The organism is Croceitalea sp. MTPC5 (assembly GCF_036985505.1).
Taxonomy (GTDB): domain Bacteria; phylum Bacteroidota; class Bacteroidia; order Flavobacteriales; family Flavobacteriaceae; genus Croceitalea.
In genome coordinates this window covers 155,196-179,281 of sequence record NZ_BTGQ01000006.1, presented here as the reverse complement: position 1 = coordinate 179,281, position 24,086 = coordinate 155,196, and the positions used below count along the sequence as shown (strand labels likewise).

21 protein-coding genes are annotated in these 24,086 nt (G+C 39.6%); all 21 read left to right on the top strand.

The features are described 5' to 3' along the window. The first annotated feature begins 38 nt into the window (after positions 1-38). A complete protein-coding gene (locus tag AACM45_RS17710) occupies positions 39-3,875 on the top strand; it encodes an efflux RND transporter permease subunit (protein ID WP_094997511.1) in 3,837 nt (1,278 codons plus the stop codon). A gap of 1 nt (position 3,876) precedes the next feature. After that, positions 3,877-5,100 (top strand): TolC family protein, encoded by a 1,224-nt coding sequence (locus tag AACM45_RS17705; protein WP_094997512.1) that lies wholly within the window; start codon positions 3,877-3,879, stop codon positions 5,098-5,100. A gap of 130 nt (positions 5,101-5,230) precedes the next feature. Further along, a complete protein-coding gene (locus AACM45_RS17700; RefSeq protein ID WP_094997513.1) occupies positions 5,231-7,030 on the top strand; it encodes an efflux RND transporter periplasmic adaptor subunit in 1,800 nt (599 codons plus the stop codon). An 8-nt stretch (positions 7,031-7,038) separates the two neighbouring features. Continuing rightward, entirely contained in the window at positions 7,039-9,477 is a 2,439-nt protein-coding gene (locus AACM45_RS17695; protein ID WP_094999232.1) for a multicopper oxidase domain-containing protein, read from the top strand. Positions 9,478-9,530: 53 nt separating this feature from the next. After that, positions 9,531-10,184 carry a DUF3347 domain-containing protein gene (locus tag AACM45_RS17690; RefSeq protein ID WP_094997514.1) on the top strand — a complete coding sequence of 218 codons (654 nt, stop codon included), beginning with the start codon at positions 9,531-9,533 and terminating at the stop codon, positions 10,182-10,184. Next, positions 10,185-10,640, top strand: coding sequence for a heme-binding domain-containing protein (locus AACM45_RS17685; protein ID WP_229702447.1), 456 nt, complete (start codon positions 10,185-10,187; stop codon positions 10,638-10,640). A gap of 22 nt (positions 10,641-10,662) precedes the next feature. After that, positions 10,663-11,229 carry a DUF3347 domain-containing protein gene (locus tag AACM45_RS17680; RefSeq protein ID WP_094997515.1) on the top strand — a complete coding sequence of 189 codons (567 nt, stop codon included), beginning with the start codon at positions 10,663-10,665 and terminating at the stop codon, positions 11,227-11,229. 151 nt (positions 11,230-11,380) lie between these two features. Next, positions 11,381-11,920, top strand: coding sequence for a hypothetical protein (locus tag AACM45_RS17675; RefSeq protein WP_094999234.1), 540 nt, complete (start codon positions 11,381-11,383; stop codon positions 11,918-11,920). Positions 11,921-12,244: 324 nt separating this feature from the next. Further along, positions 12,245-12,919: a DUF2231 domain-containing protein gene (locus AACM45_RS17670; RefSeq protein WP_229702448.1), complete on the top strand. Its 675-nt coding sequence runs from the start codon at positions 12,245-12,247 to the stop codon at positions 12,917-12,919. Between the two features lie 10 nt (positions 12,920-12,929). After that, positions 12,930-14,456 carry an FMN-binding glutamate synthase family protein gene (locus AACM45_RS17665; protein WP_094997517.1) on the top strand — a complete coding sequence of 509 codons (1,527 nt, stop codon included), beginning with the start codon at positions 12,930-12,932 and terminating at the stop codon, positions 14,454-14,456. Next, complete coding sequence (locus AACM45_RS17660; RefSeq protein ID WP_094997518.1) at positions 14,449-15,000, top strand: YceI family protein; 552 nt, start codon at positions 14,449-14,451, stop codon at positions 14,998-15,000. Before AACM45_RS17665 ends, AACM45_RS17660 begins: the two co-directional genes overlap by 8 nt. Before the next feature lie 74 nt (positions 15,001-15,074). Further along, on the top strand, positions 15,075-16,304 hold the full coding sequence (locus AACM45_RS17655; RefSeq protein ID WP_339144286.1) for a ferredoxin reductase family protein: 1,230 nt from the start codon (positions 15,075-15,077) through the stop codon (positions 16,302-16,304). Then, positions 16,289-16,519, top strand: coding sequence for a hypothetical protein (locus tag AACM45_RS17650; protein WP_339144284.1), 231 nt, complete (start codon positions 16,289-16,291; stop codon positions 16,517-16,519). Before AACM45_RS17655 ends, AACM45_RS17650 begins: the two co-directional genes overlap by 16 nt. A 120-nt stretch (positions 16,520-16,639) precedes the next feature. Further along, a complete protein-coding gene (locus tag AACM45_RS17645) occupies positions 16,640-17,239 on the top strand; it encodes a DUF4136 domain-containing protein (RefSeq protein WP_094997520.1) in 600 nt (199 codons plus the stop codon). Between the two features lie 136 nt (positions 17,240-17,375). Further along, a complete protein-coding gene (locus AACM45_RS17640) occupies positions 17,376-17,933 on the top strand; it encodes a potassium channel family protein (protein ID WP_094999235.1) in 558 nt (185 codons plus the stop codon). A 132-nt stretch (positions 17,934-18,065) separates the two neighbouring features. Beyond that, positions 18,066-18,542 carry a YybH family protein gene (locus AACM45_RS17635; protein ID WP_094997521.1) on the top strand — a complete coding sequence of 159 codons (477 nt, stop codon included), beginning with the start codon at positions 18,066-18,068 and terminating at the stop codon, positions 18,540-18,542. Positions 18,543-18,548: 6 nt separating this feature from the next. Continuing rightward, positions 18,549-19,127, top strand: a complete 579-nt coding sequence (locus AACM45_RS17630; RefSeq protein ID WP_094997522.1) for a DUF2911 domain-containing protein — start codon at positions 18,549-18,551, stop codon at positions 19,125-19,127. Between the two features lie 86 nt (positions 19,128-19,213). After that, positions 19,214-20,440 (top strand): permease, encoded by a 1,227-nt coding sequence (locus tag AACM45_RS17625; protein ID WP_094997523.1) that lies wholly within the window; start codon positions 19,214-19,216, stop codon positions 20,438-20,440. A gap of 11 nt (positions 20,441-20,451) precedes the next feature. Further along, positions 20,452-20,745, top strand: a complete 294-nt coding sequence (locus tag AACM45_RS17620; protein WP_094997524.1) for a phosphoribosylpyrophosphate synthetase — start codon at positions 20,452-20,454, stop codon at positions 20,743-20,745. 1 nt (position 20,746) lies between these two features. Next, positions 20,747-23,269, top strand: coding sequence for a heavy metal translocating P-type ATPase (locus AACM45_RS17615; RefSeq protein ID WP_094997525.1), 2,523 nt, complete (start codon positions 20,747-20,749; stop codon positions 23,267-23,269). Continuing rightward, positions 23,269-23,979: a PepSY domain-containing protein gene (locus AACM45_RS17610; protein ID WP_094997526.1), complete on the top strand. Its 711-nt coding sequence runs from the start codon at positions 23,269-23,271 to the stop codon at positions 23,977-23,979. The genes AACM45_RS17615 and AACM45_RS17610 overlap by 1 nt, the downstream gene beginning before the upstream one ends. Positions 23,980-24,086 lie beyond the last annotated feature (107 nt).

Genomic DNA, 24,086 nt, shown 5'->3' with positions numbered 1-24,086 from the left:
GGAACATCTCATTTAATTCCAACCTAACATTACATAATATGCTTAATAATATCATAAAATACTTTTTAGAGAACAAACTAGTTACTGTTCTCATTTTAATAACTTTAATTACTTGGGGAGTTGTTACTTCTCCTTTTAATTGGGATACAGGGTTTCTCCCAAAAGATCCCGTACCGGTCGATGCTATACCCGATATTGGGGAAAACCAACAAATCGTTTTCACACAATGGCCAGGGCGTTCCCCACAGGATATCGAGGATCAGATATCCTATCCTATGACTACCTATTTGTTGGGTATACCAGGGGTAAAAACCATTCGTAGTTCTTCCATATTCGGATTCTCCATGATCAATATTATTTTTGATGAGCAAACCGAGTTTTACTGGTCCCGATCCCGGATTTTGGAAAAATTGAACTCTCTTCCGGCAGGCCTGTTGCCCGATGGTGTAACCCCAGCTTTAGGACCTGACGCTACAGCATTAGGGCAAGTATATTGGTATACGCTGGAGGGTAGGGATAAAAATGGCAATCCCACTGGTGGTTGGGACTTGCATGAAATTCGCACCGCACAGGACTTTTATGTAAAATACGGTTTAAATGCTGTTGAAGGTGTTTCAGAAGTAGCTTCGATTGGTGGTTATGTACAGGAATATCAAATAGATGTAAATCCTGATGCCCTTAAAGCCTATAACATTCCCTTGCATAAGGTTATGCAAGCCGTTCAAAAATCCAATAGGGACGTAGGCGCAAAAACCATCGAAGTCAATCAGGCGGAATATTTGGTAAGGGGCTTGGGGTACATCAAGAAAACTGAAGATATAGAAAAAGCGGTTGTTGCTGTCCAGGATAACGTTCCTGTACGTATCAAAGATATTGGAGTGGTCAGTTTAGGTCCAGCGACGCGTAGAGGAGTGCTTGATAAAGGGGGTGCAGAAGTTGTTGGGGGTGTTGTAGTGGCCCGTTACGGTTCCAACCCCTTGGCGGTTATCAACAATGTCAAGGATAAAATAAAAGAAATTGCACCTGGGTTACCAAAAAAGACCTTGGCCAATGGTGTTGAAAGCCAATTGACTGTTGTGCCATTTTATGACCGTACTCAACTTATACATGAAACCATTGGCACGCTCGAAAATGCCTTATCCCATGAGATTTTAATCAGTATCATTGTTGTATTGGTACTTGTCCTCAATTTAAGGGCTTCCATTATTATTTCAAGCCTGTTGCCCGTTGGGGTATTGATGACCTTTATCGTCATGCAATATGCCGGTGTCGACGCCAATGTCGTTGCTCTATCAGGCATTGCCATTGCTATTGGTGTTATGGTGGATGTGGGAATCGTATTTGTTGAAAATATTATTAGGCACTTGGAAATGCCAGAGAATCATGGCGTTAAAGGGAAAGAGCTTATGCAAGTAATTTATAAGGCAACTGTAGAAGTAGCTTCAGCCATTACAACAGCATTGGCCACTACGGTTGTAAGTTTCGTGCCAGTTTTTGCCATGCAATCGGCCGAAGGAAAATTATTCAGGCCTTTAGCGTTTACCAAGACCTTTGCGTTGTTAAGTGCGTTTGTTTTAGGTATTATTGTATTGCCAGCACTGGCCCATTTTGTAATGGGAGTGAATTATGACAAAAAACGCGTACGCCGTTTTTGGTCTATATTATTGATTGTTGCAGGTATTGTATTTGCTATTTATGCCCATATGTGGCTGCCGTTGGTTATAACGCTGATCGGATTGAATAATTTATTGGAGCCTAAATGGCCAGAGAAATATAAATTGTACCCCAATTATATCAATTTAGGACTAACGATTTTCATCGCTTCTTTTTTCCTTACAGAGGAGTGGATGCCATTAGGACCTCAAAACGGGATCATCATAAACTATATTTTTGTGCTGTTTTTGATCGGAATTATTTTGGCGGCGTTATTAGCCATTGTACATTTCTATACCCCGGTATTACGATGGTGTTTGCAGAACAAAGGAAAATTTATGCTAATACCTTTTGTGACGCTGTTTTTCGGGGTTTTGGTTTGGATTGGCTTCGACAGTTCTTTCGGAATTGTTGCCAAAGGCCTTGAATCCGTAGGATGGAAAAGCGTTCGGCAATCCTCTGGTTGGCAGGCGGCTTCAAATAGATTTCCTGGTATAGGGTCGGAGTTTATGCCATCACTCAACGAAGGGTCGTTCCTATTGATGCCTACCTCAATGCCACATTCTGGGGTAGAATATAATAAGAATATAGCAGGACAGCTGGATATGCTGTTGGGAAATATCCCCGAAGTAGAATTGGTCGTGGGTAAGTTAGGTAGGGTAGAATCGGCACTCGATCCGGCACCTATTTCCATGTTTGAAAACATCATCAATTACAAGCCTGAATTTATTTTAGATGAAGAAGGTCATAGGGTCCATTTTAAAGTGGATAAGGAAGATAGGTTTATTACCAAACAAAAGGACACCCTGACCAATGAAGAAGCCTTAAAACAGGGAATTACCAAAAAAGATTTGATAGAGGACGACAATGGCGAATTTTTCCGCAACTGGAGGCCACAGATTAAATCGCCGAACGATATTTGGGACGAAATTGTTAAGGTCACAAAAATTCCTGGTATAACATCGGCTCCCAAATTACAGCCCATTGAGACCCGGTTGGTCATGTTGCAAACAGGAATGCGTGCTCCCATGGGGATAAAGGTATTTGGGCCAGATTTAAAAACAATAGAAGAATTTGGAATGCAATTGGAGGGTATTTTAAAAGAAGTTCCTTCAGTAAAAGCAGAGGCCGTATTTGCGGACCGAATTGTTGGAAAACCCTATTTGCACCTTAATATTAATAGAGATGAAATATCCAGATATGGACTTAACGTGGAAGATGTACAGCAAAGCATTGAAACCGCCATTGGTGGTATGAAAGTTACTTCTACAGTCGAAGGTAGGGAACGGTTTCCTGTAAGGGTGCGTTATCCAAGGGAATTAAGGGATGATCCAGAGTCTTTAAGTAAAATATTGATTCCCACCCCAGTAGGAGCTCAAATTCCACTATCACAAGTAGTTGATTTTGAATATGTAAGAGGGCCACAGGCCATCAAAAGTGAAAACACCTTTTTGGTGGGCTATGTTCTTTTTGATAAACGCGATGGCTTTGCAGAAGTAGATGTTGTGAACGACGCGCAAGAAGCCATTCAAAAAAGAATTGATACAGGGGAATTAACCGTACCAGCGGGAATTAGTTACAAATTTTCTGGTAGTTATGAAAACCAAATCAGGGCAGTGAAAAGATTGTCCATTGTTATACCAATCAGTTTAATTGTTATATTCCTGCTGCTGTTCTTCCAATTTAAAACAGTAATAGCATCATCCATTCACTTTTCGGGTGTATTTGTTGCTTTTGCAGGAGGGTTTATCATGTTGTGGCTTTATGGACAGGATTGGTTCATGAATTTCGCCATATCCGGTGTTAATATGCGCGACCTGTTTCAAATGCATACCATCAATTTAAGTGTTGCTGTTTGGGTAGGATTTATTGCCCTTTTTGGCATCGCAACAGATGATGGTGTGATTATGGGAACCTATATCCATCAGGTTTTTGAGGAAAAGAACCCACAAACCATTCCAGATGTAAGGGCGGCAGTACTGGAGGCTGGAAAGAAAAGAGTCCGTCCGGCAATGATGACGGCAGCGGTGGCCATTATTGCACTTTTGCCTGTGCTTACCTCAACAGGAAAAGGGGCAGACATAATGATTCCCATGGCAATTCCGACCTTTGGGGGGATGGCCATTCAAATCATGACCATGTTTGTAGTACCTGTATTACAGGCATATTGGAGGGAAACGGTCATTAAAAATCAAAATAAGAAATTGAAAAAAATACAATAAAATGAAAAATGTATTCACAATAATACTTGTCTTAATAAGTATGGGATTATATAGCCAGACTTTAGAGGAATACTTTAAGATAGCGGCAGAAAACAATCCGGGATTGCTTTCGCAGTACAAGGAGTTTGAAGCGGTATTGCAAAAAGTGCCGCAGGTAAGCACCTTGCCAGATCCTTCGCTTTCTTTTGGATATTTTGTTTCACCGGTGGAAACCAGGGTTGGACCACAAAAAGCTAGGTTTTCATTGACCCAAATGTTCCCTTGGTTTGGAACTTTAAAAGCACAAGGTGATGCCGCAGCACTTATGGCAGAAGCCAAGTATCAATCCTTTTTGGATGCCAAGAACAAATTGTACTATGAGGTTTCAGCGGCTTATTTTCCTTTGTACGAACTCCAAGAATGGATGAAAATTGAAGAAAGGAATATTGAAATTCTAGAGTCGTATAAGACCATTTCCAATTCAAAATTTAAAAATGGTGTAGGAACCTTGGTGGATGTCTTGAGAGTAGATATTTTTTTAAAGGAATCACAGACAAATCTGGAAATACTGAAAAAAAAGGAACGCCCGCTTTTAACAACTTTCAATAAATTATTAAACCGTGGTGAATTTGAACCGGTATCTATTTCTGAAACCCTTGAAATTGACATGTTGTCCTTTGATAATGGTAAAGATTCCCTTTTGGTAGATCATCCACTCTTAAATTCTTTGGAATTGAAGGTAAAGGCTGTAGAGGCCTCTGAACGGGCGGCTATTAAACAAGGTTTCCCAAAAATCGGCCTTGGCTTGGACTATGTAATGGTAGATAAACGTACCGATATGGTTGTGCCTGACAATGGCAAGGATGTATTAATGCCAATGGTAACCCTAAGCCTGCCTATTTTTAGGAAAAAGTATAAGGCAGCCGTAAAGGAAGCGCAATTAATGCAGGAAAGTTATTCGCTACAAAAGACAGAAATGACCAATTCATTATTATCAAATTACGAAATGGCCTTTTTTGATATTGAACAACAAACCGAGTTGGTGTCACTTTTCGATGAACAAATAACAGAGTCGGAACAGGCACTTAATCTGTTGTTTACGTCCTATGGGAATTCTGGAAAGGACTTCGAAGAGGTATTGAGAATGCAGCAACAATTGTTAAAGTACGATAAACTAAAAATAACCGCATTGAAACAATATAAAATAGCATTGGCTAAATTAAATTATATCACTGCAAAAAAATAAACAAATGAAATGAGCATAAATTTTTTCATCGACATATTTACCTACTGGGATGAATAAAATTTGTGCGAATTACTTAATGTCTTAAAATTTTTAAGGCATTAATCTTCAAAAAATTAAAAATTTTATACAGATGAAAACAGAAACAAAAAAAATCATAAAAGTGGCCGCATCTACCCTGGTTTTAGGCTTGTTGTTCGGGTGGCTATTGTTTGGAGGTTCAGAAAACAATAAAACAGATGAGCACCAACATACGGAAGAAGAAATAGCTGGAGAAACCATCTGGACCTGTTCCATGCATCCGCAGATCAGACAAAATGAACCAGGTGACTGCCCCATCTGTGGGATGGACTTAATTCCTTTGGGAGACGATAATGATTCAGAATTGGATCCCATGGTCATAAGCATGTCGCCAACAGCCATGCAGCTTGCCAACGTTTCAACAGCCGTAGTGGGCAAGACCAAGCCCATAAAGTTGCTTAAATTAAACGGCAAGGTTGAAGCCGATGAGCGGTCTGTATATTCCCAGTCATCCCATATACCTGGACGTATAGAAAGACTTATGGTCAATTTTACAGGTGAGAATGTAAACCAAGGGCAGGTGATTGCTTCCATTTACTCCCCAGATTTGGTAAACGCCCAGGAAGAGCTTTTTGAAGCGAGAAAGATTGTTGAGACCCAGCCACAGCTTTTTGATGCCGCAAAGGAAAAATTAAAAAACTGGAAACTATCTGATAAGCAAATCGTACAAATCCTCGAATCTGGTATTGTTAAAGAAGAACTACCCATACATGCCGATGTTTCGGGCTATGTAACCGAAAAAATGGTAAACCTTGGCGACTATGTCAACAAGGGCAAAGCATTATATCAAATTGCAAATCTTTATAATATTTGGGTATTATTCGATGTCTATGAATCGGATATGGCTTGGGTAAAAAAGGATGATGAGGTAAGTTTTACTATCCCTTCTTTACCAGGGGAAACCTTTAAAGGTCGCATTTCTTATATTGACCCGGTAATCAATCCCATGACAAGGGTAGCAAAGGCCAGGGTGGAAATCAACAACAAAGGTTTAAAACTAAAGCCTGAAATGTTCGTTTCTGGCACGGTGGAAGCGAAATTGCCGATAAAATCAGATGCTATCGTAGTTCCCAAAACCGCTGTGATGTGGACAGGACAGCGTTCTGTAGTATATGTTAAGAATACATCTGCAAAAGGTGTGAATTTTATGATGCGCGAAGTAACTTTAGGACCCGGTTTGGGGAATGGTTTCGTGGTAAACAAAGGCTTGGATGATGGGGACGAAATAGCCATTAACGGAACATTCAGTATTGATGCCGCAGCACAATTAGCGGGTAAGCCTAGTATGATGAATCCTGAGGGTGGTCCTGCAATGACGGGGCATAATCATGGGGGTATGAATATGGGTGACACTCCTAATTCTAAAGTGGAGTCTAAAAAATCAGTTCTAAAAAAAATAACAATTGGGCAGAATGCAAAAGATGCGCTTCAACCTCTTTTTACAAATTACATTGATATGAAAGAGGCTCTAACCAAAGATGATATGGAAGGCGCAAAAACGGCAGGAGCAAAAATATTAAAGACTTTGGAAGGGGTTAACATGTCCTTGTACACAGGAGATTCACACAATGTTTGGATGGGGTTGAGCAGCGATTTAAAAAACACGCTTCAACATGTTCAGCATTTCAAAACGCTGGAAGACATTCGAAAACCTTTCCAACAGGTATCCAGTACTATGATTGATTTGGAAAAGACATTTAGTCCTTATAACAAATCGTTATATGTGATGCACTGCCCAATGGCGAACAACAATAAGGGAGCCGATTGGTTGAGTACAACAAAAGAAGTAAAGAATCCCTACTACGGAGAAGCAATGCTTACTTGTGGAGAAGTAAAAGAAGAAATACAATGAAAACAAAAATGAAAACAAAATTAACATTATTATTTCTAGTTGCAATAACTACTGGTGTTTTTGCACAAGTAGTGCAAGTAGCAGAAGGTAATATATACAACCTTCCTGTTAGAGAACATACTATAACTTTGCGTGAAGCAACTGTAAATAAAGCAGGAAAAAATGTTATGGGAATGACCGTTAACGGTACTATCCCAGGGCCAACTTTAGAATTTACTGAAGGAGAATACGCGGTTATTTACGTAAAAAATGAAATGAGCGAAGAAACTTCTGTGCATTGGCATGGTTTGTTATTACCTAATTTTTATGATGGCGTACCCTATTTAACAACACCACCCATAGAACCTGGGCATACACAGAAATACGAATTTCCTATAAAACAATCTGGAACCTATTGGTACCATTCACATACAATGTTGCAAGAACAAAGTGGTGTTTATGGTTCTATAGTCATTCATCCAAAAGAACAACTATTGGAGTACGACAAAGAATTGGTCTTGATGTTGTCTGATTGGACCAACGAAAAACCAATGAATGTACTTCGCAATCTTAAACGAGGCAATGAATGGTACGGCATTAGAAAAGGAACGGCTACCCCATTGAACCGAGTAATTAAACGAGGTGCCATGGGAGCGCAATTAAACTTTTGGAGACAGCGAATGGAAGGTGCCGATATAGCCGATGTGTATTATCCTGCCTTTTTAATTAACGGCGAAGAAAGTATTGAGTATCCTGAATTTAAACCCGGTGAGAAAGTTAGATTAAGGATTATAGATGGAGGGGCTTCTACCTCTTTTTGGATGACTTTTGGAGGAGGAGACCCACTTTTAATTTCGGCTGATGGTCTTGATGTTGTGCCTGTTAAAAAGAACAAAACGTTCATAGGTATTGCAGAAACCTACGATTTTATTGTAACCATTCCAGAAAAAGGAAAAATTGAATTTAGAATTACGGCACAGGATGGTTCTGGTACGGCTTCAGCCTTTCTTGGAACCGGCGACGTGCTTCCTGCAGAGATTGTTCCGAGACCAGATAAGATTGGCATGATGCAGAAAATGGCAAAGATGGACATGAAAATGGGTGCACATGCATTAAAATATCGCCCTAAAAAAGATGAACGCTATAAAATGAAGGAAGAATATGGGATGCAGATGGATAAGATGCAAGGAATGGACATGGGTAATTCCGAAATGAAAGATGATGATATGAAAAATATGGATCATTCAAAAATGCAGGGCATGGAGATGAAGAAAGATTCCATAAAACAAGACAAGATGGAAGGCATGAAAAGGGATGACATGAACATGGAAATGCCAAAGGACACAACGGCCATAGACCATACGAAAATGAAAGGTATGGCAATGAATATGCAAAAAGATACCATCAGAATGGATACCATGGCTGGGATGAAAATGGAAGGAATGGATTTGTTTTCAGAATACAATTACGATTATTTGAAGTCGCCCGAAATAACCACCTATGATAAGGATGTTCCAGTTAAGGAAATATTGCTGAACCTTACCGGAAATATGAACCGTTATATCTGGAGCATGAACGGGGTGCCATTGTCTGAGGCGGATAAAATAAAAATAAATAACAGGGAAGTTACCCGTATAATATTCAATAACCTTACCATGATGCACCACCCCATGCACCTGCACGGGCATTTCTTCAGAGTACTTAATGAAAATGGAGAGTACTCACCATTAAAGCACACGGTAAATGTACCACCAATGCAAAAGGTAACCATTGAGTTTTATGGTAATAATGGCGACGAGTATGGTGATTGGTTTTTCCATTGTCATATTTTATATCACATGATGGGTGGTATGGCAAGGGTAGTATCTTATGATACACCAAGAGACCCAAGAATGAAAGGATATCCAGTTTCAAATTTGATAGCCGAAACTAACAAATACTATACTTGGGGTATGGTTGATGCTGCTTCGCATACAACGGCTCTCAATATTATAAGCTCCAATATTAGAAATCAATTTAATGCTTCTTTTGAATATGGATGGAACAAAAATTTAGAGGCCGAGGCAACCTACGAATATTACCTACACGATTATTTACGTGTTTTTGGAGGTGTAAATATTGAAAATGAAACCCGTAAAAGTCTTGACCAATTTAAAACAACCGCAGTGGTTGGGGTTCGCTATTTAACACCTTATTTATTTGCACTCGATGCCAGAATTGATAATGAATTACGACCGAGAATTGGATTGGGGAGAAGCATTATGCTGTTCCCAAGATTTTCCGTTTTTGGCTATTATGAGTACCAAATAGATTTAGGATTTGTAAATGACTTACCTGCAAATAAAGACTTCACTTCAGAAACAGTTTGGAGTGCAGGTGCAGAATATTTTTTATCGAGAAACGTATCCCTTATGGGCAGCTATGACAACCGTTTTGGTGGAGGTGGTGGGCTATCCGTGAGATTTTAATCATTCAATATATAAGTCAAATAAAAACAAGTATTAATCTAAATAAAAACAAAATGAAACGTTTAAAAGTAACAACAAGTATTATGGCAATTGCATTGGTAGCCCTTACAACCACTTCATGTAAAGACGCTAAAAAAGAGCATAACGACGAAGACGGCCACCATTCGGAACAAATGGATGACAATAGTCATATGGATGGCGCAATGGAAGAAGACCATAGCAAAATGGATCATGGCGATATGGAATCGTCGGATAAAATGATGGGCAACGCACAGCATGCATCAAAATCAACAACACTTATTGCCAATTACCTAGACCTAAAGGATGCACTAGTCTCCGACGACAAAGATGGTGCGGCGAAAGCCGGGGGCACGATGGTAACGGCTTTAAATAGTTTTGATGCCAGTTCTTTTAGTTCAGAACAACAAAAAGAATTGAAGGATATTATTGAAGATGCTACTGAACACGCCGAGCACATAGAAAAAAGCCCAATCGACCACCAAAGGGAACATTTTGATGTGTTGAGCAAAGATATGATAGACCTTATCGCCATTACAGGGACGGAAGAAAAGTTATATCAGGATTTTTGCCCCATGTACAATAACAACAAGGGGGCACAATGGCTGAGCGCTACCAAGGAAATAAAGAATCCATATTACGGGGCTAAAATGATGAGCTGCGGGAGTGTACAAAAGGAAATCAACTAAGTGAAGAAAAGTGTAAAAATCATTGCACTAGTGTTTTTGGTCGGGTTAGTGGGAATTCAGTTTATTCCCACGCAACCCAATCAAAGTGATAGTGTACCCGAAACGGACTTCATGCTAGTATATAATGTTCCTAAAACTATACAGAAGAAGTTACAGGTGTCATGTTATGATTGCCATAGTAACAACACTCAATATCCGTGGTACAATAAAGTGCAACCGGTGGCTTGGTTATTGGAAGACCATGTTAAGGAAGGAAAGGCCGAACTCAACTTTAACGAGTGGGATTCCCTGAGCAGTAGAAGAAAGGCAAGTAAAATAAAATCAATTATTAGTCAGATAGAAAATGACGAAATGCCTCTAGCCTCTTATACTCTTATCCACAGGGACGCCGTTTTTACGGATACTGAAAAACAGGACATCATCAACTTTTTAACGGAACTTAAAAATAAATTATAAACAACAATTAAATACAATAAAAATGAAATATCTAAAAATGAGTATGGCAGCAATGCTATTGTTAACCCTTTCTTTCACCAACGCACAGGAAAAAGAAAAAATGAACATGGATCATAGTAAAATGAACATGGATGGGATGAAAATGAACATGGAAAAAATGCAAGACATAAAGGCTGAAGCAATATTAAACGACTATTTCAGTCTAAAAGATGCCCTAGTTGCAGATGACACCAAAAAGGCAGCCCAAACAGGTGCTAAATTGGCGGTTTCACTAAAAGCCTTTGACAAGTCAAATTATACAGCAAATCAGCAAAAGGAACTGGTAGATATTATAGCAGACGCTATTGAACATGCAGAACATATTGCCAAAAGCAATATCGACCATCAACGCGAGCACTTTAAAACGTTGAGTAAGGATATAGCCGATATGGTGGCCATTACCGGAACAAAAAACACGCTATATCAGCAATTTTGCCCGATGTATGATGGTGGCAGTAATTGGTTGAGTGCTAGCAAGGACGTTAAGAATCCATATTACGGTAGTAAAATGTTGACGTGCGGAAAGGTTACACAAACTATAGAAATGTAGGCCTGAATAAGGGAAGGGGAGATAAAGTTAGCGGTTAATGTTTACAATGCTTCCCCTTTTCAGGCATTAATAGTTGATTCTTGCTGAGCACAGCTTTACGAGTATTAATAAAATAAAATGCAAAAAAAGATTTAACGTAAGCAAAACCAAAATGGAAGCATTGAGCCTTGACATTTTTATAGTACCAACCATTGCGTTGACCGTGGTCGTTCTGCTATATCTCTATTTTGCCAAACAGGTACGGGACAAAAAAAATTATAACAACTATATCATCGGTATTGCAGTAATAGCGTTTTCGTTCAATTTTATTTGGGAGCTGGCACAAGGTCTGCTCTATGAAGGTTTTGAATACGATTGGCAACATATATCGTTTTGTGCCCTCGCATCTGTAGCTGATATGTTGATGGTGCTTATCCTGCTTTTCGGATTTGGTTTGGTTTATAAAAATGTCTTTTGGACAAGCTCAATGGATATCAATAAAATATTCCCGTTGATTTTTATCGGAAGTGCTGGTGCAATTTTGGGAGAAATTTGGCATACATCACGGGGCGATTGGGCTTATGCAGAGGCAATGCCTATTGTACCATGGGTTAATGTGGGACTGTCGCCGCTACTACAATTTGCATTGTTACCCTATTTAATTTTTGTGATTGGTAAAAACTTTATAAACGAAGGGAATTTGGAAAAGTAAATCTGGGTCGGTCGGGAATGTGTTTTTGGATTGTTTGTTTGACATAGTTAATGTCCACCCAGATTCGTGTTATATTATTAAGTCCTGTTAGGGAAGGGGATATTGGTTAATCAATGGTTGGTGTTTAACGCTCTTCCCTTGACAGGCACAATAAACAAAATTAGGATTGAAATGAAAGATTGTTGTAAAAATGGCCCGGAAAAGTCAGGGAAACAAGGTTGGAAAAAGTGGTTCAACTATACCATTTTCATCATTATAGGCACTATTGTTATAGGTGCGCTTATTTTACAGATTATGAATAGTTCATCATAAAAACGATTGATTATGAAAAAAACAGTTTCATTTTTAGTACTGCTTTTAAGCCTAATGTCGCTTCATGCAAGTGCCCCTGAGTCCATTGGGAACAATTCGGGATATTCGGCGAATAGTTTGGGAACCTTTTATGCTCTTGAATTGTCCGAAAAACTACAGCAACATACCGAAAGCCACGCTGAAAAGCCCATAAACAAGGAGGAGGTGGCTTTGGATGAATTCGACAATTTACATCCGTTGGTGGTGCATTTTCCTATCGTACTCCTTTTGTTTGCGGCATTGCTCCAAGGTATTCAGCTGTTCGTCCTTAAAAGGAACTTGGACTGGGTTATCTTGTTTCTTATTGGTACTGGTTTTATTGGGGCCTACGTAGCGGGAACTTTTGTACACCCGCATACCCATGGCCTTACGGATATAGCCCAAAAAGTATTGGATAACCATGATAAATATGCAGATTGGACCATTTGGTCGAGCGCTCTGGCCGCAGTATTGAAGGTTATCAGCCTTTTTTGGATAAAACTGAATCGAGGTTTTGAAATAGCCGTTCTCCTTGTTATGGCCTTTTCGGCGTTCTCCGTTTCACAAGCAGGACATTATGGCGCTCAGCTCGTTTATATTCAGGGCGTTGGCCCACAGGGCCAGTATTTGGAAACTGAAACGCCAGAGGAAGAAAGCCATTCGCATTAAAAAATAAAGCATGAGAAGAATATTTTTAATATCGTCGATAACGCTGCTAGTTGTACTTGCAGGACTTATAATGTGGAAGCCTCATTTATGGTGGCTTGCGCTGTTGATCGCACCTTTTATGCTTCTCGGCACTAAGGACTATTTTCAAAAATCCAATAATATAAGACGCACCTATCCTTTGCTGGGAAGAATTACCATTCTATTGGAAAAACAACGTCACGTCGTTCAAGAAACGGTTTTATTGAATAGAACAGAGGGAAAACCTTTCAATTGGATACAGAAAGAAATTGTTTATAAACGTGCCGAAGATGCGGTCAAAAACCAACCCTTTGGAACGCAGATTCCGTATGACGAAGTTGGTCGCGAATGGTTTACCCATTCCACGTATCCTGCAAAGGAAATCAAAGATGATTTCAGGGTTACCATAGGAAGTTCAAAGTGTTCAAAACCCTATTCGGCAAGCATCCTCAATCTGGCTGGAATGAGCTATGGTTCCATAAGCAAAAATGCGACCCTTGCTTTTAACGGCGGTGCAAAAATCGCAGGATTTGCCCAAAATACCGGCGAAGGTGGATTTACCCCCTACCATCAGGAATATGGAGCCGATGTTATTTTTCAGTTTGGTACTGGATATTTTGGATGTAGGACAGAAGAAGGGGATTTCGACCCTAAAAAATTTGCAGAAATCGCATCCAATGAGGTGATCAAAATGATTGAGATAAAAGTCTCACAAGGTGCAAAACCCGGTTTTGGTGCCATTCTTCCTGCCAAAAAAAATACCGAGGAAATCGCAAAGTACAGGGACGTAGAAAAAGGAACCGAAATTCTATCGCCACCACATCACGCTGCATTTAGCAATGATTCGGAAATGATTGGCTTTATACAAAAATTACGAAAACTTTCTGGAGGAAAGCCTATTGGGATAAAAATGTGCATCGGACAGCAAGACGAATTCGAAAAAATGGTCCGCATTTTCGCTGAAAAGCAAAACTATCCAGATTTTATAGCCATAGACGGTGCAGAGGGTGGTTCCGGTGCTGCGCATATGGAATCGCTGCATTGGGCCGGACTCCCCATAATTGAAGCCATAGATTTTACACATTCCATTTTAAAGAAATATAAGCTACGTGATGAGATAAAATTAATGGCAGCAGGAAAAATAATATCGGCTTTTGATATCTATAGAATGTTGGCACTTGGTGCCGACGCCTGCTACAGCGCAAGGGGGATGATGTTTGCCCTGGGCTGTGTACAATCCTTAAAATGCAATCTGGATACCTGCCCTACGGGAATCACCACAATGGTACCTTCAAGGGTCGCATCATTGGTAGTAGAAGATAAAAAGACCAAAGTAGCCAACTACCATAAAAACACCATGGAAGCTTTTAAGGAGCTGCTAAAATCAATGGGGCTTGAAAGTAGAAAAGGTATCGACAAGAAGTTCATTGTCCGCCGAATCAATGAAAACGGGACAAAAACATACCAAGAATTATATTCAAACGGATTGAATGGTCGAAAAATAAAAAGCAATGGATAAAAATGCAATGTATTTTTTAATAATACTGTTGTTTTCTGGCAACGTGGCTATGAACGCCCAAAACTTTATAGTAAAGGAAGGAAGCGCATCCTTTAAGGCAAAAATGCCCCTTAATTCCTATATCGGTAAATCTGATGATTTACAGGGCACCATTGATTTTAAGGACGGTGCGTTGAACTTTTCGGTACCTGTAAAATCCATAAAGACAGACAATGAAAAACGGGATGGACATATGTACGAGTTGGTAAAAGCGGAAAAAAATCCCAATGTCGTTTTTGAAGGAAAGCTTAAAGACGATTTTGATTTTGACGAAAAAGCGGCGCAAACGCTCACCGCAAAGGGCGACTTTACCCTTGCGGGAGTTACACGGGAAATAACAATTCCTATTGAGTTGAAACTTGTTTCAGAAGAAACAATTCAGTTAAAAGTTTCTTGGTCCCTGTTGATTACCGATTATAATTTAGAACGCCCCAGTTTTACATTTATAAAAGTTAATGACAGGCACGACTTGAGTGTGGATGCGCTTCTTCAGAAAAAACAGTAATGAAGTAAAATTATAGTCGCAGAAAGTTGAATAATTCTATTTCGATGAAGCTTTAAAACTATAAAATTAAGTTGATGAACAGTAAACACATCTTTGCAGTAAGCACCTATTTCATAGCGATGGCCATCCCATTGCTAATGGTATATGGCTTAATGCCAACTACTGAAGAGGGGTTTATTGCGCAAATTGGGATGCTAATGGGTTTATCAGGTATAATGATGGTGTTCTTTCAATTTATCATTTCTGCCAGAATAAAATGGTTGGACCGATTGTTCGCCTATAACAACTTGATCGATTTTCATAGAAGAATGGGTATCTGGGCATTTATATTTATTGTGGCCCATTTTATGCTGCTTACCTTATCAGAGCAATCTTTTGATATGCTTTTGGGCTATGACGAACCTTGGTTCATCAATTTGGGCAAAATTGCGTTTTTAATATTGTTAGTTCAGGTTGTAGTAAGTATCGGCCACAGGAAAATAAAAATAAACTATGAACGGTGGCGTGCTATGCACGATGTATTTGCCATCGGCATTCTTCTATTGATGTTCGTGCACAGTTTTTATGCTGGGGACGATTTGGAGTTGTTGCCATTACAGGTATTATGGTTCATTCTCCCCCCTACTGCCATAGCGTTTTTTATATGGCAACGGTACTTTTTGTTCACGTTCGCACCCAAATATAAAGTGCTAAATGTTGTAAAAAAGGCCAACAACACATACAGCGTTCAGTTTGTTCCTATAAATGGCAATGAGCCCTATTCGCATAACCCAGGGCAGTTCCACTTTATCAAATTTATAGATTGTAGGCATATAAAATCTGAAGAACACCCATTTACCATATCCTCAAGCCCAAGCCAAAAATTGCATTTGGCATCCACAATTAAAGCATCGGGCGATTTTACCAGTCAAATCCATCAACTTCAAGAAGGTGATAAGGTTAAAATCATAGGGCCGTTCGGCAAGATGTCCCATATAGAAAAATCGCACTCGGGCCCCATAGTATTTATTGCGGGTGGCATAGGAATAACGCCTTTTGTGAGTATGTTGCAGTATATGGCAGATAAAGGTGAGGAGCGGGAAGTAATGCTGTTCTATTCCAATGCCACCGAATCGGACATTGCCTTTAGAGAAGAGTTAAGCCACATTTCAGAAAACACCTCCCTAAAACTGAAAGTAGTGCATATACTCAGCAAACAGGATGATTGGGAAGGTGAAAAAGGACGGTTTGATATGGAATTATTGAAAAAATACTGTTCTGCCCCGCTCTCGCAGAATGATTATTATGTATGCCTCCACTTATGATCGAGGTTGTAATCAAGGATTTGAGACAATTGCAAGTGCCACTAAATAAAATACACAGTGAAATGTTTGGGCTTGCGCAATCTGGCTCGCCCATTACCTATCATAAAAAACAAGCCCAATTGGTTTCCAGGCTTATTGTTCTTGCTTTATTGGTACTGGTCATTTTATTTGCAGGGCTTCGGTCGGGCTGGAAATTATTTGGGGCAATGCATTAAAAGGAGATTATGGTACTTTGATATTGTCCAATATAAAAAATGAAACCAAGCTAAATCAAGATGGAATGTAAAAATGGAAAAAATAGTAAATAAAAAGATTGTTGAATTAAATAAATAATTATGAGAACATTAATAAAAATGGTAGTCTGCCTTATAATAGGTGTTACCGCAGTCAGTTGCTCGGTCAGTTCTTCGGCCATCGTTACCGATTATGACCGAGAGGTACCATTTGGAAATTACAAAACTTTTTATTGGAGCGATGATTTTCAAATGGACAGCAATAAGGAAAACGAGCCGCTTTTTTTTAACACATTGATAAAGAAACGCTTAAAAGCCGCCATACAAGAACAAATGGAAAATAAAGGCTATGTCTTGGATAAGAACAATCCAGATTTACTGGTAGATTCCCGTGTTGTGGTCCAGACAAGGAATATGAACTACAACAGTGGCGGCTACCCCTACTTCCCTTCTTATGGTCACGGCTTCGGACACTTTGGTGCTTATGGCTATGGATATTATGGCGGTTACCAATCAACTGAAGAACATAAGGAAGGTGGTGTCGTTATCGAACTTATAGATATGAACAGACGGCAATTGGTCTGGCAAGGGTTTGCGCCCGATGTACTCCACGCAGATACCACAGATAAACAAAAGGAAATCAGGGAGGCCGTAGCGAAGATATTCGCGAAATATCAATTTGGAAAGACTGTAAAAAATTAATTTAAAAAAACTTGATTTTGGGAGATGGATGATTTTGTTGATTGATAGTTCATATCCCATCTTCAAGTACTGATTTAAGCAGACAAATGTACTGTGTTTGCAAAACTTTTATATTGAAAATGTACCAATAACAATAGTGGAAGAAACAATAAAAACTATATCAACCGGCAAGGGGTTTTACGGACAGCTCTTTAAAAAAGTATTGCTTACCGCAACAGCGGTTATTGCCATATCATTGAGTTATATATTTTGGGCACAAGCTGATACCGACATCCTTTGGCAACATATTCTTATTGTCGGTTTGGCTTTAATAAAGACCGTTATTATTGTTAGGCTTACGTTTACGCAGTTGGCCAAAATAATTGGCGAAAGCCATCAGCTTGCGCACGTCCTCACCTTATTTGCGGTATTGATTGTATTGATTGTTTTTTCTTTCACGGCAGATTATCACGCTTTATATGTTTTGAACCCCGGAAATTTTAAATCGAGCACAGCACTCAATGGTTCATTTTTGGTACAGTTTTTTGAGTTTATCTATTTCAGTATGATCACATTTTCCTCGGTGGGCTATGGCGATATCGTGCCGATTTCCATTTCGGGAAAAATACTGGTGATTCTGGAGATTTTCTTGAGCTTTTTGGTCCTTGTCTTTGGCATTGCCAATATAAATAGAATACACGTCGATAACAAATAACCCTTTAAAACTAAAATTATGAAATGAGCATGACCGAAAACTCGTCGCAAATACGAATTAAGATATGCGAATTGCTGAATGTCTTAAAATTTTTAAGACATTAATTTTCAAAAAATTAAAAATTTTATACAGATGAAAACCTTTAAATTAACAACTTTAGTAGCGCTATTAATTATGGCGACAAGCCCATTATTTAGCCAAGATGCAAAAACAGAAAAAGAAGCAGTGCTTACAGTAATGAAAAGCTATAAGGATGCCCTACAAAATCTTACGACCGATGGTACTTTCGAATTATTTACCGAGGATTCCGAGGTTTTTGAATCGGGAGGCGTCGAGGGTACGTACAGCCACTATATAGAACATCATTTAGGACCGGAATTGGGTCATTTTGAAAAATTCGAATTTTCAGATTATGAAATCGATGTAAAGGTAGATGTACCCTATGCCTTTACTACCGAAACGTACCTATATACCATTGTCCTCAATCCGGACGACAAGGGAAATAGTCGGACCATAAAGAAAAAAGGGGTAGCAACCTCACTCCTTAAAAAAATAGATGGAAAATGGAAAATAATAAAAACCCATTCATCTTCAAGAAATACAAAATAACAACCGATGAGTAGATATATTTCAATAAGTATAGTGTTCGGTCTTCTTCTTATTACCAGTTGTAAAGAGAAGAAAACCGAGCCAATGCCAGAACAGTCAAAAGAAGCAACCACAGACCAACCGCCAAAAAAAGAGCTAAGCCCACACACCTCTGCAATGGCGACCATTGGTAATGCGCACATCCATATTGATTATTCATCGCCAGGGGTTAGGGACAGGATGATTTTTGGTGGTTTGCTGGCGTATGACCAAGTCTGGCAAGCTGGGGCACATATGGCTACGTGGATAGAGACAGATACGGATATAGAAATAGATGGTAAGGAACTGAAAGCAGGTAAATATGGATTTTTTACCATTCCTACAAAAGAAGAATGGACCATCATTTTAAATTCCAATTGGAACCAGCACGGAAAGGATGAATATGACGAAAAAGATGATGTAATACGATTTAAGATAACACCGATTATTGCAGATAGTCTAAAAGAACACTTAGAATATAATATCAAGAAAATTAGTGATACGGAAGGTGAGATAACATTAGCTTGGGAAAAAGTTAAAGTAGTAATTCCATTCAAAGTAAAATAACAAGATAGGGTCAACAAGGGTACGATGATAAAAAATATAAAAAAACGTGTATCATCAAAGAATAAAAAACTAATACAGTTTAAACCGTGAACGAATTTTTAAAACAATGGGGCGAAGCCGCCTATACGACTACCGGATTTTTCTGGATGGCGCTTTGGGCATTCATTTTGGGTTATATCATCAGTAGTATGATACAGATTTTCGTGACCGAAAAGAGGATGCAAAAAACAATGGGCGAAAACGAAGGCAAAAGTGTGCTGTTGGGCACGTTTTTCGGCTTTATAAGCAGCTCGTGCAGTTTTTCGGCTTTGGCAGGTACAAAATCCATCTTTAAGAAAGGGGCAAGCTTTGTGTCTTCCATTGCTTTTCTGTTGGCATCTACCAATCTCGTCATAGAATTGGGGATTATCATTTCCATCTTTTTAGGTTGGCAGTTCGTGGTGGGCGAATATGTAGGTGGTATTCTCTTGATTGGTATTTCGTGGATTCTGATACGACTCATCAATCCTAAAAAACTCATCGAAAAAGCCCGTAAGAATCTCGAAAATGAAGATGATGATGAGATGGACGGTTCCAAAGATTGGAAGAAACAAATCAAGAACGAAGACAGTTGGGCGCGCGTTGCCAAAAAATATAAGATGGAATGGCAAATGGTATGGAAGGATGTAACCGTAGGTTTTACCATTGCAGGTATAACAGCAGCTTTTGTGCCAGATTCGTTCTTTCAGACCTTATTTATAAATAGTGGTCAAGGCAATACAGATTTCACATTTCTCGAAATTCTGGAACATATTGTGGTCGGTCCAGTTGCCGCATTTTTGACTTTTATCGGTTCAATGGGCAACATTCCGTTAGCAGCGTTACTATTCGGAAAAGGCGTGAGTTTTGCTGGCGTAATGGCCTTTATTTTTAGTGATTTGGTGGTTTTTCCAGTACTGAGAATCAATGCAAAGTATTATGGTTGGAAAATGTCATTGTTTATCTTGTTTTTATTATTTACAGCATTAATTGGTACGGCATTGGCACTTCATTATGGATTTGATTTATTGAATATGCTACCAGGTTCATCACAAGTGAAGATTCAGGATAGCGAATTTTTCAAGATTGATTATACCTTTTTCTTGAACGTTGCTTTTCTCATCATTTCGGCCTATCTCGTATATCTGGGTTTTTTCAAGAAAAAAGATGTAGAACATTCAATGAGCGAGATGGCACCCAAAAGTCCATTGTTGGAAAGTGTTTTAAAATATGCAGCCTTCATCTGTTATATATGGCTTGCAGGAGGACTGATTGTAAATTTTTTAATCAACTAAAATTAGTGGCTATGAAAACATTCGATACCCTTTCCCAAACAATGACCCACTTGCAAAAGCAAGGTTATACCTACGATTTTAATTTATGTTCGGGACACATTGAATGTAATGCGCTAAAGCTAAAATTACATCCAGAGGATTTCGATGTAGATGAGATGCATCGTTTTGAAGGAATGAGCAGTACCGATGACAACAGCGTTCTTTACGCTATTTCATCAAAAAATGGAATTAAAGGATTATTGGTCGATGCCTATGGTGTCTATGCAGAGAATATTTCTGAAGCAATGCGAAAAAAATTAAGATAAAATGAAACATACCTATCACATACACGGAATGACCTGCAAAGGTTGCCAGAATCACGTCGAAAAAACCCTTTCCAATATAGAGGGAGTAACCAGTGCATCGGTCAATTTGGAAAAGGCAGAAGCCACCATCGAAATGGAATCTCACATTCCTATCGAGACTTTTCAAAAGGTATTAAATGATGACGGCGGTACGTATTCTATCCACAAACCGGGCGAGCATCATCATAAAGAGGATTCCGCTTCCGCGAAAGCGAAAAAACCACAACCCAAAGGCAAAGGAACAGGAACCTTCTACTGTCCAATGCATTGCGAAGGAGATAAAACCTACGACAAGCCAGGCGACTGTCCTGTCTGCGGAATGGATTTAGTCGAGGAACAAAATTTAACCGCCACCACTTCCGAGCAATGGACCTGCCCTATGCACCCTGAAGTTGTTAAAGACGGACCTGGAGACTGCCCTATTTGTGGGATGGACCTGGTGCCGATGGAACCAGACCTATCGGCAGAAGAAAAGACCTATAAAAAATTACTTAAAAAATTCTGGATAGCGGTTGTCTTTACGTTGCCTATATTCTTTATAGCAATGTCAGAAATGCTGTCAAACAATCCCTTGGAAAGTATTCTCGAAATAAAATACTGGAACTGGGCTCAGTTTGTGCTTTCCCTTCCCGTGGTTTTCTATGCTACGTGGATGTTCTTTGAACGTGCGTATCGCAGTATTGTCACCTGGAACCTAAATATGTTTACGCTCATTGGGATAGGTACCGGAGTGGCTTGGGTTTTTAGTGTTTTCGGTATGCTATTCCCTCAGATATTTCCACAAGACTTTTTAACGGAATCAGGAACTGTATTTGTGTACTTTGAGGCGACCACAGTTATTTTAACGCTGGTGCTACTCGGCCAGGTACTTGAGGCTCGTGCGCATAGTAAGACCAATTCTGCGGTCAAGGAACTCTTAAAACTTGCGCCCAATAAAGCCATTAAGGTAGTCAATGGAAATGAGGAGGAAGTTTCCATCGACCAGATAGAGAAAGGAGATATATTACGGGTGAAGCCAGGAGATAAAATTCCTGTTGATGGCAAAATTACCGAAGGAGAAACTACCGTAGATGAATCGATGATTTCGGGAGAGCCCATTCCAGTTAATAAATCTGTAGATGACAAAGTAAGTAGCGGTACCATAAACGGCAACCAGTCGTTCTTGATGGAGGCCGAAAAAGTAGGTAGCGACACATTACTTTCCCAAATCATCAAAATGGTAAACGATGCCAGTCGCAGTCGTGCGCCCATCCAAAAATTGGCCGATACGGTTTCAGGCTATTTTGTGCCAGTAGTCATATTTATTGCGGTCATAACCTTTATCGTTTGGGCAATCTGGGGTCCGGAACCCGCTTATGTCTATGGGTTTGTGAATGCCATTGCCGTACTGATAATCGCCTGCCCCTGCGCCTTGGGGTTGGCCACACCTATGTCCGTTATGGTTGGCGTTGGTAAAGGAGCACAAAATGGTGTGCTAATCAAGAATGCCGAAGCTCTGGAAAAAATGGACAAGGTGGACACCCTTATCGTGGATAAGACTGGAACCATTACTGAAGGAAAACCTACGGTTGAGAAGGTAGGTTCTTTTGATGATAAACAATTTAGCGAAAGCGAAATTCTACATTTTATTGCATCCCTAAACAGTTCCAGCGAGCATCCATTGGCCGAAGCTACTGTGAAATACGGAAAGCAGCAGAATGTTGAACTATCAAAAACCGAAAATTTCAGCGCAATAACGGGAAAAGGCGTAGAAGGTACTGTTGATGGCAAGAAGCTCGATTTAGGAAACGATAGGATGATGGAATATGCCAAGGCTACTATTTCATCTGCTATGAAAGATGAAGCACAATCCTTTCAAAAACAAGGGAAAACCGTTTCGTATTTAGCTATTGATGGTAAGGTTTCAGGCTATGTCGTGATAGGCGACAAAATCAAGAAAACAAGCGCCAAGGCCATCAAGGAATTACAGGACAAGGGGATTGCCGTGATAATGCTCACGGGCGATAACCACGATACAGCACAGGCCGTAGCATCAGAGCTAAACCTTGCTGACTTTAAAGCCAGTATGTTACCTGAAAATAAGTTGCAGGAAGTTGAAAAATTGCAGAATGAAGGGAAGGTGGTCGCAATGGCAGGTGATGGCATCAATGATGCACCAGCACTGGCAAAAAGTAATGTGGGAATCGCTATGGGGACAGGTACAGATGTAGCCATAGAAAGTGCGATGATAACCTTGGTAAAAGGTGATTTGCACGGTATCGTAAAAGCTAAAAATTTAAGCCATATGGTTATGCGAAATATCAAGCAGAATCTCTTTTTCGCTTTCATCTATAATACCTTAGGTGTGCCCATTGCGGCTGGAGTCCTATTTCCGTTTTTCGGTTTGTTATTATCACCTATGATTGCAGCTTTGGCAATGAGTTTTAGTTCCGTATCGGTTATTGCAAATGCCTTACGATTACGTACCAAAAAAATCGAAAGCTAATGGTCAATAGAAAAACAGCAAAATGGATTCGAAAAGCCCACCGCTACTTGGGTATCTTCCTGGGTATTCAGTTCCTGATGTGGACGATTAGCGGGATGTATTTTAGCTGGACGGATATTGATGAAATACACGGCGACCAGTTCAAAAAACAGGAGCCAAAACAGATGGTTTTTTCAGATTTATTGGGTACGGGTCAATTAAATAGTATGCAACCCATCCAATCGCTGGAATTATTGGAAATAGCAGAAGAACCTTACTATTGGATAAACGAAGCAAAGCTTTATAATGCCAAAACAGGAGAGGGAAAGGAAGGTATCACTAAAGAAGAAGCGCAAGAGGTAGCACAAAGATATATGCTTCCAGAGCTTAAAATTGCCGCAATAAAAAGGATAGAAGAAGTCGGAAACCACCACGAGTACCGCGGACGACCATTACCTGCTTATGAGATTTCATATAAAACCGATGAAAATTTAAAAGCCTACGTGGCGATTGAGAATGGTGCTTTTCAAACAGTACGTCATCGCGATTGGCGCTGGTTCGATTTTTTATGGATGACCCACACAATGGATTATGACACGAGGGATAACTTCAACACCATTGTTTTAAGAGCCTTTTCGCTCTTAGGCTTGATAACGGTATTGAGCGGCTTTTTGCTTTGGTATATTTCATCACCATCTGTACGAAGGATGAAAAGCAAATCAAGAAGGTAATTTTTGAATGAGTGGAGACGCAATATATGAAAAGAAAAAACCTAAGTAAGCGCGAGATTAGAAAAATGCCATTTGAAAAGGAAGGTGCTTATATTTTATGGGTCATT